At 59.5% G+C, this 13,105-nt stretch carries 11 protein-coding genes; 10 read left to right on the top strand and 1 reads right to left on the bottom strand.

Going from position 1 to position 13,105, the window contains the following annotated elements; genetic code table 11:
- Position 1 precedes the first annotated feature (1 nt).
- The gene (gene gatB / locus AB1724_03070) at positions 2–1,435 is read right to left on the bottom strand and encodes an Asp-tRNA(Asn)/Glu-tRNA(Gln) amidotransferase subunit GatB (GenBank protein MEW6076775.1); all 1,434 of its coding nucleotides are present in this window, start codon (positions 1,433–1,435) and stop codon (positions 2–4) included.
- Between the two features lie 214 nt (positions 1,436–1,649).
- On the opposite strand from gatB, the gene AB1724_03065 reads away from it, so the two are divergent.
- The 10 genes from AB1724_03065 to AB1724_03020 all read left to right on the top strand — a co-directional run bounded on the left by AB1724_03065 (position 1,650) and on the right by AB1724_03020 (position 13,029).
- Positions 1,650–1,835: a DUF2065 domain-containing protein gene (locus tag AB1724_03065; protein MEW6076774.1), complete on the top strand. Its 186-nt coding sequence runs from the start codon at positions 1,650–1,652 to the stop codon at positions 1,833–1,835.
- 90 nt (positions 1,836–1,925) lie between these two features.
- On the top strand, positions 1,926–2,969 hold the full coding sequence (gene queA / locus AB1724_03060; GenBank protein MEW6076773.1) for a tRNA preQ1(34) S-adenosylmethionine ribosyltransferase-isomerase QueA: 1,044 nt from the start codon (positions 1,926–1,928) through the stop codon (positions 2,967–2,969).
- Positions 2,970–3,010: 41 nt separating this feature from the next.
- Positions 3,011–4,144, top strand: a complete 1,134-nt coding sequence (gene tgt / locus AB1724_03055; protein ID MEW6076772.1) for a tRNA guanosine(34) transglycosylase Tgt — start codon at positions 3,011–3,013, stop codon at positions 4,142–4,144.
- Between the two features lie 121 nt (positions 4,145–4,265).
- Positions 4,266–5,444, top strand: a complete 1,179-nt coding sequence (locus AB1724_03050) for a pyridoxal phosphate-dependent aminotransferase (protein MEW6076771.1) — start codon at positions 4,266–4,268, stop codon at positions 5,442–5,444.
- 23 nt (positions 5,445–5,467) lie between these two features.
- Entirely contained in the window at positions 5,468–5,869 is a 402-nt protein-coding gene (gene mce, locus AB1724_03045) for a methylmalonyl-CoA epimerase (GenBank protein ID MEW6076770.1), read from the top strand.
- 20 nt (positions 5,870–5,889) lie between these two features.
- Positions 5,890–8,010, top strand: a complete 2,121-nt coding sequence (gene scpA, locus AB1724_03040) for a methylmalonyl-CoA mutase (GenBank protein ID MEW6076769.1) — start codon at positions 5,890–5,892, stop codon at positions 8,008–8,010.
- Positions 8,010–9,002 carry a methylmalonyl Co-A mutase-associated GTPase MeaB gene (meaB, locus tag AB1724_03035; protein ID MEW6076768.1) on the top strand — a complete coding sequence of 331 codons (993 nt, stop codon included), beginning with the start codon at positions 8,010–8,012 and terminating at the stop codon, positions 9,000–9,002. Before scpA ends, meaB begins: the two co-directional genes overlap by 1 nt.
- 132 nt (positions 9,003–9,134) lie before the next feature.
- The gene (locus AB1724_03030; protein MEW6076767.1) at positions 9,135–10,685 is read left to right on the top strand and encodes a carboxyl transferase domain-containing protein; all 1,551 of its coding nucleotides are present in this window, start codon (positions 9,135–9,137) and stop codon (positions 10,683–10,685) included.
- Positions 10,686–10,702: 17 nt separating this feature from the next.
- On the top strand, positions 10,703–10,933 hold the full coding sequence (locus tag AB1724_03025; GenBank protein ID MEW6076766.1) for a hypothetical protein: 231 nt from the start codon (positions 10,703–10,705) through the stop codon (positions 10,931–10,933).
- Between the two features lie 32 nt (positions 10,934–10,965).
- Complete coding sequence (locus AB1724_03020; protein MEW6076765.1) at positions 10,966–13,029, top strand: pyruvate carboxylase subunit B; 2,064 nt, start codon at positions 10,966–10,968, stop codon at positions 13,027–13,029.
- Positions 13,030–13,105: the final 76 nt, after the last annotated feature.

Genomic DNA, 13,105 nt, shown 5'->3' with positions numbered 1-13,105 from the left:
GCTATTGATTTGTCAGTCTTCTGGCCAGCAGCTCATTGACGGACTGGGGATTGGCCTTGCCACCGGTTTTCTTCATCACCTGTCCCACCAGAAATCCCATCACCTTGGTCTTGCCGCTTCTGTATTTTTCGACCTCTCCGGGATTTTCCCCCAGGACCGCGTCCACCACGGCCGTGATTTCATCCAAATCGGTCATCTGCACCAGCCCTTCCTCCCGGATGATGGTTTCCGGGGAATGACCGGTGGCCGCCATTTTTTCAAACACGGTCTTGGCGATTTTACCGCTGATGGTTCCTTCGTTGATCAACCGGACCAGGGCGCCCAGGTACGCCGCGGAAATGGGCACATCGGCCAGGGTGCGGTTTTGCGCGTTCAGCAGGCCGAGCAGTTCCACCATCACCCAGTTGGCGGCCTGCTTGGGATTTCCTGCCGTTGCCGCGCAGGCTTCAAAATAATCGGCCAGCGCGGTCGACGCGGTCAGCACCTCCGCGTCGGTTGATGACAGGCCGTAATCGGCCATGAACCGTTCCCGTTTCGGCCTGGGAAGCTCGGGCAGGCCTTCCCGGACGGTTTTCATCCAGGCCGTATCCACCACCAGCGGGACCAGATCGGGATCGGGGAAGTACCGATAGTCATGGGCGTCTTCCTTGCCCCGCATGGAGAAGGACATCATCCTGCCCGCGTCCCACAGCCGGGTCTCCTGGACCACCCGGCCGTTTTCCATAATAATATTGATGTGACGTTTGATTTCATAAGCCAGAGCCTGTTCCACATGCCGGAAGGAGTTGAGGTTTTTCAGTTCGGTCCGGGTTCCGTAAGCCGTTTCCCCCCGGCGGCGGACCGAGACATTGGCGTCGCAGCGGAAACTTCCTTCCTCCATGTTGCCGTCGGAGATATCCAGATAACGGAGAATGGCCCGCAGTTCCCTCAAATAAGCGCCTGCTTCCTCCGGCGACCGCAGGTCGGGTTCGCTGACGATTTCAATCAGAGGGGTCCCGGTCCGGTTCAGATCTACGTAAGACACTCCCCGGCCGTCATCATGGATCAGTTTGCCGGCGTCTTCTTCCATATGGATACGGGTCAGCCGGATGGTTTTCTCTCCGTCAGGCGTGTCGATGACGATCTTGCCGTGTTCAGCCAGCGGCTGTTCATATTGAGAGATCTGATACCCCTTGGGCAGGTCCGGGTAAAAATAGTTTTTCCGGGCAAAGCGGCTGACTTCAGCGGTCTTGCAATCCGTGGCCGCCGCCATGGTCAGGGCAAAGGTCACGGCCGTTCGATTCAATACCGGTAGCGATCCCGGCATACCGGTGCAAACCGGACAGGTCTGGGAGTTGGGCGTTGCCCCGAACGTCGTGGAGCAGCCGCAGAATATTTTGGTGGCGGTCTTGAGCTGGGCGTGGACCTCCAGCCCGATTACCGGTTCAAAGTCCATGAAAATAAGCCTTTTAAGAATTACGGTTGCAACGGTTTTTTCGCCGTTATGCTCTATCAGGGAGGATTAATAGTCAAGATTTTTTTGGAGTTGTTCCAGGGGGTTTGGCTTTGACAAAGAGCGGCGCGGCAAGGTATATACGGCTGTGGACCCGGAAGGGGGCGTCGCCTTACCGGCGAGACCCCGGACAGAAGGTGCCCGGACGGAGAGAACCATGAAATTCTTCTTGTGTGTGATCGGCATGGTGATGATCATTGAGGGCCTGCCCTATTTCGCCTTTCCGGAAAAAATAAAATTCTGGCTGGCGCAGATGCTGGAGATGAATCCGGCGGTATTGAGAGGTTTCGGGCTGATCTTGATGGTTCTGGGTCTGTGCCTGGTGTATCTCGGCCGGAGCTGACACGGCAGCGACCCGGGTCGTCGTCCGCCTGTCCCTGCAGCTGTAATATCCCTTGTAATCTTTTTATTTGTTCGACAATAAGTTGGGCTGATGTTTGCCATCCATGACTATGACTATGATCTGCCGCCGGAACTGGTGGCCCAGCAGCCGGTCCGCCGGAAGGATGCCAGCCGCCTGCTGCGGCTGGACCGCCGCACGGGCGGGATCGCTCACCACCGCTTCCATGAACTGGCCGATTTCCTGTCGCCGTTGGATGTTATGGTGATCAACAATACCGAAGTGGTGCCGGCCCGGATTATCGGAAAAAAAGAGACCGGCGGCGCCGTCGAGGCCCTGGTCCTTGATTATCCCGGACAACAGGCGCCGGACGGGACGGTCTGTCAGTGCATGGTCAAATCATCCAAACGGCTTAAGCCCGGCCAGTCACTTGTTTTTGAAGAGTCCTGCCGGGCAACCGTCGTGGACGGCAAGGAGGGCCTCTATCGTATCCGGTTTGACGGCGACCTGACGGAATTCCTGTATCAGAAAGGCCGGGTGCCGCTGCCGCCGTATATCCAGCGTGATGACCGCCGGACACCGTGCGACGACAGTGTCTGCTACCAGACGGTCTACGCCGTTGAAAAAGGAGCCGTGGCCGCGCCTACCGCCGGCCTGCATTTTACCCGGGAACTGCTGGACATGATCCGCGCCAAGGGCGTGGCCGTCGCCCCCCTGACCCTGCATGTGGGCCACGGCACGTTTCTGCCGGTGCGGGTGGAGGACATTCGCCAGCATCGCATGCACCGGGAGCGGTTTTCCATCTCCCCGGACACGGTCGCCGCCATCAACCGGACAAAAGCCGAAGGTGGCCGGGTCGTGGCGGTGGGCACCACCGTGGTGCGGGTGCTGGAGTATCTGCACAAAAACGGCGGCGGCCTGGCGGCTGCTGACGGGGAGTGCGACCTGTTCATCTACCCGGGCTTTTCCTTCGGACTGGTGGATGCCATGGTCACCAATTTTCATCTGCCCCGGTCCACCCTGCTCATGCTGGTTTCGGCCTTTGCCGGCCGGGAAAACGTTCTCGCGGCCTACCGCGCCGCCATAGCCGAAGCATACCGGTTTTACAGTTATGGAGACGCCATGCTGATAGCGTAATATCCGCCTGGCCCCGGATCATCTTAACTTACGGAAACGTCATGTTCAGTTTTATAAAATCAGTCGAAGACACCGCCACCCGGGCCCGGGCCGGCGTCATGGAAACAGGTCGGGGAGCGGTGCATACGCCGGTGTTCATGCCCGTCGGCACCCTGGCCACGGTCAAGTCCCTGTCGCCGGAGGACCTGGAGGAATGCGGCGCCCAGATCATTCTGGCCAATACCTATCATTTATATTTACGGCCCGGCTGCGACGTAATCGACCGGTTTTCCGGCGTTCACCGGTTCATGGGCTGGGACCGGCCGGTGCTGACCGACAGCGGCGGCTTTCAGGTGTTTTCCCTGGCCAAACTGTCCAAAGTGACCGAGGAGGGAGCCGCCTTTCAGTCTCACATCGACGGTTCCGCCCACCTGCTCACCCCGGAAAGCGTCATGGACATCCAGGCCAGCCTGGATTCGGATATCCGCATGTGCCTGGATCAGTGCATTTCCTTTCCGGCCGAAAGGCAGGCCGCCCGGCAGGCCGCCGACCTGACCACCCGCTGGGCCCGCCGCTGCCTGGACAGATGGCGGCAGACCGGCGCCGACAAACGAAGCGCCCTGTTCGGCATCGTCCAGGGCGGCATGTTTCCGGATCTGCGGCAACAATCGGCGGCGGAACTGACGGCCCTGGATTTTCCCGGGTATGCCCTGGGCGGTTTGAGCGTAGGTGAATCCGTGGAAACGCGGCTTGAAATCGCCGGTCTGTCCCTGCCCCTGCTGCCGGCCGACAAACCGCGCTATATCATGGGCGTGGGCACGCCGGCGGAACTGGTGGAGCTGGTGTCCCTGGGTGCGGACATGTTCGACTGCGTCATGCCAACCCGCAACGCCCGCAACGGCCAGTTTTTTACCGCCGGCGGCACGCTGAATATCCGCAACGCCCGTTACGCCGCTGATGACGGGCCGGTTGACGGCCGGTGCGGCTGTTATGCCTGCCGCCGGTTTTCCCGGGCCTACCTGCGGCATCTGTTCATGTCCCGGGAGCTGCTGGCCTACCGCCTGGCAACCATCCACAATGTCTATTATTTTGTGCAACTGCTCAACAGCATCCGGACCGCCATCGCCAGCGGCGCCTTTGATTCGTTTCGCAAGCAGTTTTACAGCCAGTTGGAAGGAAACAAAAATGATGATTAAAAAAAGTATTTGACAAGGACAAAAAGTTTTCTTACGCTATCCATCAAATGATGGAAACAAAAGCTGGGCAAACACGGATTTATTTCATAAAACATTAAAATTAAATGGTTAGGATGAATCCATGACAATCGCCAGGCACATCGCCGAATCACTTCAAGCCTCCTCCTGGATCCGGAAGATGTTCGAAGAGGGCACGACCCTGAAGGCGCAACACGGCGCCGACCGGGTCTGTGATTTCACCCTGGGCAACCCCAATGTTCCGCCCCCGGAAAGTTTCAAAAAAGCGCTGAGGGACGTGGCCGGGAATGCTGCCATCGACCATGCCTACATGTCCAACGCCGGATATCCGGAGACCCGGCAGGCCGTAGCCGGACAGGTGGCCCGGGAGCAGAACAGTCCCGTCACCGGCGACGACATCATCATGACCTGCGGCGCGGCCGGCGGCCTGAACGTCATCCTCAAGGCCATTCTCAATCCCGGCGAAACCGTGGTGACCCCGACACCCTTTTTCGTGGAATACCGGTTTTACGTCCAAAATCACGGCGGCCGCCTGATCACCGCCCCTTCCCTGCCCGGCTTCGACCTGGATTTGGAGGCCCTCTCCCGGTCCATCGACGAAAACACCCGGGCCGTGCTGATCAACTCGCCCAACAATCCCACCGGCGTAGTCTATTCCGCCGACACCCTCGACCGCCTGGGGAAAATGCTGGCGGAAAAGTCCCGGGGCATGGGCCGGAACATCTACCTGATCGCCGACGAACCTTACCGGGATATTGTTTATGACAACGCGGTCGTGCCCGCGATCTTCGACAAATACGCCGACAGCCTGGTGGTCACCTCCTATTCCAAGACCCTTTCCCTGCCCGGGGAACGCATTGGCTTTGTCGCCGTCAATCCGGCCATGGCCCACAAGCAGGACCTGCTGGCCGCCATGGTGTTCACCAACCGGGTCCTGGGATTTGTCAACGCCCCGGCCCTGATGCAGCGCGTCATCGCCCGGATGCCGGGAGAGCATGTCAATATTAATGAATACGCCCGGAAACGGGAACGACTGTGCGCCATTCTCTCGGACTGCGGTTATGATTTTATCAAACCGGCCGGCGCCTTCTACCTTTTCCCGAAATCGCCCCTGGCCGATGACGTGGCCTTTGTGCGCCGACTCCAACAGGAACTGGTCCTGGCCGTTCCGGGAAGCGGGTTTGGCGGCCCCGGCTACTTCCGGCTGGCCTACTGCGTGGATGACCGGACCATTGAAAACGCCGCGCCCGGCTTTAAGAAAGCCATTGAGGCGGTAAAATAAAAACCACTTTCAAGGAGCTGAATATGAAACTGTTAAAGATCGATCATCTCGGCATCGCGGTCAACAGCATCGAAAAAGGGAAAAATTTCTGGTCGGATGTACTGGGGCTTTCCTTTGAAGGCACCGAAACCGTGGAAGCGCAGAAGGTCACCACGGCTTTTCTGCCGGTGGGGGAAAGCGAAGTGGAGCTGCTGGAGTCAACCGCTCCGGACGGGCCCGTCGCCAAGTTCATCGAAAAAAAGGGCGAAGGCATCCAGCATGTGGCCTTCCGGGTCGATAATATCGAGGCGGCCCTGGCGGAATTGAAGGCCAAGGGGATCCAATTGATTGATGAAAAGCCCCGCATGGGCGCCGGTGGAGCGAAGATCGCCTTCCTGCATCCCAAGGCGACCAGCGGCGTGCTGGTGGAATTGTGTGAACGATAAGGCCGTAAGGAGAAAAGAAAATGGCTGACGTGAAAAAATGGAGCGAACTCGCCCAGAAAGACCTGAAAGACAAGCCCCTGGAGACCCTGAACTGGCTGACGCCGGAAGGCATCACCATCAAACCGCTGTACACCCGGGAAGACCTGGACAGGCTGGAGGGCACGGATACGACCCCCGGCCTTGACCCGTTTACCCGCGGCGTCCGGGCCACCATGTACGCTTACCGGCCATGGACCATCCGGCAGTATGCCGGGTTTTCCACCGCCAGGGCGTCCAATGAGTTTTACAAGAAAAACCTGGCCGCCGGTCAGATGGGCCTGTCGGTCGCCTTTGACCTGGCCACCCACCGCGGCTACGATTCCGACCATCCCCGGGTGGCCGGCGACGTGGGCAAAGCCGGCGTGGCCATCGACTCGGTCGAGGACATGAAGATCCTGTTTGACGGCATCCCGCTGGACAAGATGACCGTTTCCATGACCATGAATGGCGCGGTCCTGCCCATCCTGGCCGCCTACATCGTCACCGCCGAAGAACAGGGCGTAGCCCAGGCCCAGCTTCAGGGAACCATCCAGAACGACATATTAAAGGAATACCTGACCCGCAACACCTACATCTATCCGCCGGTACCGTCCATGCGGATCGTGTCCGACATCATCAAGTACTGCTCCGACAACATCCCCAAGTACAACACCGTCAGCATCAGCGGGTACCACATGATGGAGGCCGGCGCCGACTCGGTGCTGCAGACCGCCTTCACCCTGGCCGACGGCCTGGAATACATCAAAGCGGCCCTTAACGCCGGCCTGGCCATCGACGATTTTGCCCCGCGGCTCTCCTTCTTCTTCGGCATCGGCATGAATTTTTTCATGGATATCGCCATGCTGCGGGCGGCTCGGCTGCTCTGGTCGGAAATCGTCGGCCGTTTCAATCCTAAGAAACCCACTTCCCGGATGTTGAGAACCCACTGCCAGACCTCGGGCTGGAGCCTGACCCAGCAGGATCCCTACAACAATATCATCCGCACCACTTTAGAATGCCTGTCGGCGGTGCTGGGCGGCACCCAGTCCCTGCACACCAACTCCTTTGACGAAGCCGTCAGCCTGCCGACCGAGTTTTCCGCCCGCATCGCCCGCAACACCCAGATCATCGTCCAGGAAGAGTCCCAGATCACCCGGGTGGTCGATCCCCTGGGCGGTTCCTACTACATCGAATCCCTGACCGCTGAAATCGCCAACGCGGCCCGGGCCATCATGAAAGAGGTGGAGGACCTGGGCGGCATGGCCAAGGCCATCGAGTCCGGCATGCCCAAGATGCGGATCGAAGAGTCGGCCGCCCGGCGCCAGGCCCGGATCGACCAGGGCAAAGAGACCATTGTCGGCGTCAACAAGTACCTGCTCAAGGATGAGACGCCCCTGGAAACCCTGGAAGTGTCCGAAGCGGTGCGCGACGAGCAGGTCGCCCGGCTTAAAGAGCTCCGGCAGAAACGGGACAACGCCCAGGTCAAAAAGGCCCTGGAAGCCGTCACCCGCTGCGCCGAACAGGGCGGCAACCTGCTGGAGGCCTGTATCCCCGCCATCCGGGCCAGGGCCACCGTGGGCGAGGTCAGCGACGCCATTGAAAAGGTCTTCGGCCGCTACGTGGCCACCACCCAGTGCATCTCCGGGATCTATGCCGGGGAGTACGGCAACAGCGAAATCATCGCCTCCTTGCGCAAACGGACCGACAACTTTGCCGCCAAAAACGGGCGCAAGCCGAGAATCCTGGTAGTCAAGATGGGACAGGACGGCCATGACCGGGGCATCAAGGTGGTGGCCACCGGATACGCCGACCTGGGCTTTGACGTGGATATCGGACCCATGTTCCAGACGCCGGAAGAAGCGGCCCGCATGGCCGTGGAAAACGACGTCCACGTGGTCGGCGTCTCCAGCCTGGCGGCCGGTCACAAGACGCTGGTGCCGCAGCTGATCGCGGCCCTGAAGGCCGAGGGCGGCGAGAACATCAAGGTCGTGGTCGGCGGCATCATTCCGCCCCGGGACTATGATTTTCTCTATCAGCAGGGCGTGGCCGGCGTGTTCGGTCCCGGCACGGTCATCACGGATTCAGCCAACCAGGTGTTGAACGTCCTTGAAAAAGGGGCCTGATGAAGGGCATCCAGCCAGAGGAGTACATCAACGGGGTGCTGGCCGGCAACCGGCGGATGATCGCCAAGGCCATCACCCTGGTGGAAAGCTCCCTGCCGGAACATAAAAAAGCAGCCGGTCAGGTACTGGAAGGGCTGCTGCCCCATTCCGGAAAGTCGATCCGGGTGGGCGTGACCGGCGTGCCCGGCGTAGGCAAGAGCGTTTTTATTGAAGCGCTGGGTACCCATCTGACGGCCGGGGGATCCACCGTGGCGGTGCTGGCCGTAGACCCCAGCAGCGTCCGCAGCGGCGGCAGCGTGCTGGGGGACAAGACCCGGATGGAAAAGCTGGCCGCCGACCCCCGGGCCTATATACGGCCATCGCCTTCGGGAAAAACCCTGGGCGGGATCGCCGCCAAGACCCGGGAAGACATCCTGGTCTGCGAAGCCGCCGGATACGAGATCGTCATCGTCGAGACCGTGGGCGTGGGCCAGTCGGAAACCGCCGTGGCCGGCATGGTCGATTTTTTTCTGGTGCTCATGCTGGCCGGCGCCGGCGATGAACTTCAGGGCATCAAGAAGGGCATCCTGGAACTGGCCGACGCCGTTGTCGTCACCAAGGCCGACGGAGAGAATGTCGCCAATGCCGAACGGGCCGCGAAAAATTATGAAACGGCCCTGCACATGCTGGCGCCGACCGGGTCGGCCTGGCATCCGCCGGTGCTGACGTGCAGCGCCCTGACCGGTATCGGTATTGACCAAATCTGGCAGGTGATCCGCGATCACCAGGCCGCCATGATGCGGACCGGCGAGTTCGAAAAGAAACGTTCGGAACAGAACACGCGCTGGATGTGGAATCTGATCGAAGAAGGCATCAGGGCTCATTTTCTGGATCTGCCGGAAGTGAGAGACCAGCTGCAGAAGATCACCCGGCAGGTGGCCGACGGTGAAATTACGGCCGCCGGGGGCGCCGGACGGTTGCTCTTTTATCTTGACAAGCGTTCAAAAACATAAGAATTTTTAACGATTTGAACCGTCCCGCGGCGATCACCGCCGGCATCGGGTCTTTCGTCATGGCCTGACCGTTTTTGGGGAGTTTTGGTAAAAATATTTGTTGACCGGTATTATATGGAAGGAGTTTGTAAAATGGGTACTGCTGACAAGCTCAAGGGATTAAAACAGAAGGAAGAAGCCGTCCGGGCCATGGGTGGCGACAAGGCCGTGGCCAAACAGGTGGAAAAAGGTCGCCTGACCGCCCGGCAGCGGCTGGAGGCACTGTTCGACATGGGCACGTTCCGGGAACTGGACATGTTCGTCACCCACCGCTGCACCAATTTCGGCATGGAAAAGGTGGATATACCGGCCGAAGGCGTCATCACCGGGCACGGCCTGGTCAACGGCCGTCCGGTCTGCGCCTATGCCCAGGATTTTACCTCCCGGGCCGGCAGTCTGGGGGAGATGCACGCCAGAAAAATTACCAAGGTCATGGATATGGCTCTGAAAGCCGGGGTTCCCATGGTCGGCATGAATGACTCCGGCGGCGCCCGGATTCAGGAAGGCGTCGACGCCCTTTCCGGATACGGCGAAATTTTTTACCGCAACTCCATGTGCTCCGGCGTCATCCCGCAAATTTCAGCCATCATGGGGCCCACCGCCGGCGGAGCCGTATATTCCCCGGCCATGACCGACTGGGTCTTCATGGTCAAGAACACCAGCTACATGTTCATCACCGGCCCGGAAGTCATCAAGTCCGTGACCGGCGAAGAGATCAGCTTCGAGGACCTGGGCGGCGCCATGACCCACAATGAAAAAAGCGGCGTGGCCCAGTTCGCCTGCGAGAGCGATCTTGACGCCATCGAGCAGATCAAGCGGCTGCTGTCCTATATCCCCTCCAATAATATGGAAGACCCGCCGGTCGTGGCCACCGGCGACGACCCCTTTCGGGAAGCGCCGGAACTGGACACTCTCATTCCCGATGACGTCAACCAGTCCTACGACATGAAGGCGGTCATCCGGGCCATCGTGGACAATGGTGAAATCTTCGAGCCTCACGCTTATTTCGCCAAAAACATGATCGTCTGCTTCGCGCGGCTCAACAACCGGACCATCGGCGTCATCGCCAATCAGCCCCAGGTACTGGCCGGGTGCCTGGATATCAACGCCTCGGACAAAGCCACCCGGTTCATCCGTTTTTGCGACGCCTTCAACATCCCGCTGCTGACCATCGCCGACGTGCCCGGCTACCTTCCCGGCAGCGACCAGGAATGGGGCGGCATCATCCGGCACGGCGCCAAGCTGCTCTGGTGCTATTCGGAGGTGTCCGTGCCGCAACTCCTGCTGATCACCCGTAAGGATTACGGCGGCGCCTATATCGCCATGAGCTCCCGCCATCTCGGCGCCGACATGGTTTATGCCTGGCCCACGGCGGAGATCGCGGTCATGGGGGCCGAAGGCGCAGCCAATGTCATTCACCGAAAAGAGATCAAGGAAGCCGAAGACCCCGCAGCCAGACGAAAGGAAAAAATCGAGGAATACAAGCAGCAGTTCTCCAATCCCTATTGCGCGGCCCAGCGGGGGTACGTGGACGCGGTCATCCAGCCCCGGCACACCCGGCAGCGCCTGTGTGAGGCCCTGGAGTTGATGTGTACCAAGCGGGAAACCCGGCCACCCAAGAAACACGGCAATATTCCGGTATAACCAGCCAGGAGAGTCGGATGATGAAAGAAAACAACAACAAAGTCAGGGCCGCCATCTGCGCGGCGGTGATGACCTACATCGCCGGTCAGGAAGAGATGGCCGTGATTTCGGAAATGGCCGAGTCGGCCCGGGGCACCTCCGCCCTGGAGCAGGGCCCGTTCACGTTCCGGAACAACTGGGGCATCCAGGGCCGGCAGGCGCAGATGCAGAACCGCGTCATGATGCAGTTAAAGGCGTTTCATCGATAGGAAAATGTCTATTTTTAATAGAAGGAGAAGATATGAGTGACCACAGCCAGGTAAAAATGACCAAGATGAACTATGACAAAGACCGTCCCAAGGCGGAGAACCCCCTGAAGGTAATGGACCTGTCCCTGCGGGACGGCCATCAATCGCTGTTTGCCACCCGGGGAAGAACCGAAGACATGATCCCGGTGGCGGAAATGATGGATGAAGTGGGTTTCTGGGCCGTGGAGATGTGGGGCGGCGCCACTTTTGACACCATGCACCGTTTCCTGAATGAAGACCCCTGGGAGCGGATCCGGACCCTGAAGCGTTATTTTAAGAAGACCGCCTTTTCCATGCTGCTGCGCGGGCAGAACCTGGTGGGTTACCGCAACTATGCCGATGACGTGGCCCGCGTTTTTGTGGAAAGGGCCGCTGAAAACGGCATGGATATTTTCCGGACCTTCGACGCCTTAAACGATTTCCGCAACTTTGAGACCGTGGTCTCCGTGATCAAAAAAATGGGCAAGCATTTTCAGGGCACCATCTGCTACAGCCTGACCGAACCGCGCCTGGGCGGGCCTGTTTACAACGTCGATTATTTCGTCACCAAGGCTAAGGAGCTTGAGGCCATGGGCGCGGACACCATCTGCATCAAGGACATGGCCGGACTGGTGGCGCCCTACGACATTTATCAGATCGTCAAGGCACTGAAGGAAACGGTTAAACCGCCGATCCATTTTCACAGTCATTTCACCTCCGGGCTGGCGCCCATGTCCCATCTCAAGGCGGTGGAAGCCGGCGTGGATATCGTCGACACCTGTCTTTCTCCCTATGCCTACCGCACCTCCCATCCGGCCATCGAACCCCTGGTCATGGCGCTGCTGGGCACCAACCGCGACACGGGTTTTGACATCAAACACCTGGTGGCCATCAACACCGTGCTGGAAAGGGACATCATGCCCAAGTACCGGCATCTGCTCAACGAGCCCAAAATGTCCATCATCGATATCGACGTGCTCCTGCACCAGACCCCCGGCGGCATGCTCTCCAATCTTTTTAACCAGCTCAAAGAAATGGACGCCCTGGACAAACTGGACGAAGTGTACAAGGAATTGCCCAAGGTCCGGAAAGACCTGGGACAGATTCCCCTGGTCACGCCGACCAGTCAGATCGTCGGCGTTCAGACGGTCAACAACGTGCTGTTCGACAAGGGCGGCGAGCGGTATCAGCGGATCACCGATCAGGTCAAGGACCTGTGTTTCGGATTGTACGGCAAGACAGCCGTGCCCATCAATCCGGACGTCCAGAAAAAGGCCCTGAAGGGATACGCCCGGGGTGAAGAACCGTTCGCCGGCCGGCCGGCTGAGATCCTGGAGCCGGAAATGGAAAAAGCCAAGACCGAGATCAGCGATCTGGCGGTGGACATCGACGACACCCTGATTTACGCCCTTTATCCCGTGACCGGTCGAAAATTCTTAAAATGGAAGTACGGATTCGAGAATCCGCCCGAGTCCGTGCGGGCCAAGACCCTGGACGAGGCCAAGACGGAAGAGACGCTGATGGCAAAGGCCAGAGCCGGCAAGCTGGTGGTCAAGCCGGAAAAGGCGGACATGCCCAAAAAGAGCGAACACTTGCGCACCTTCAACGTGTTTGTGGACAACGAGTACTACGAAGTCGGCGTGGATGAAACCGGCGATTCTCCGGCCATTGCCTACATCCAGCAGGCCGCCGCCCGCATCGGTTCCGGTCCGGTTATGGCGGCGCCGGCGGTTTCCAGGCCGGCTCCCGCGTCGGCCCCGACTGCGGCCGCGCCTGCGGCTCCGGCTGCTTCGCCCAAGGCGTCACCGGCACCGGTCAAAGCGGAGGAGAAAAAGGCTCCGGCGAAGGCTGCCGACGGCGCCAAGGGAACGCCCCTGACCGCGCCCATGCCGGGAATGATCGTCCGGTACGCAAAAAATGTGGGCGATTCCGTTGCCGAAGGTGAAACGGTGGTGGTCCTTGAAGCCATGAAAATGGAAAACGCCCTGCCCTCACCGGCCGCCGGAACGGTCAAGGCGATCAATTTTTCAGCCGGGGATACCGTCAAAAAAGATGCGGTGCTGTGCGTGATCGGTTAATCCGCTCGCGAAAATTCGAATAAAACGGTGGCTTAAAACCGGGCGAGAGGTTGTCGCCATGCCGCCAGAATGAGGT

It is taken from the genome of Thermodesulfobacteriota bacterium, assembly GCA_040753795.1.
GTDB lineage: Bacteria > Desulfobacterota > Desulfobacteria > Desulfobacterales > Desulfosudaceae > JBFMDX01.
Note: the sequence above shows the minus strand (reverse complement) of the source record. Positions and strands in the feature narration are given on the sequence as shown.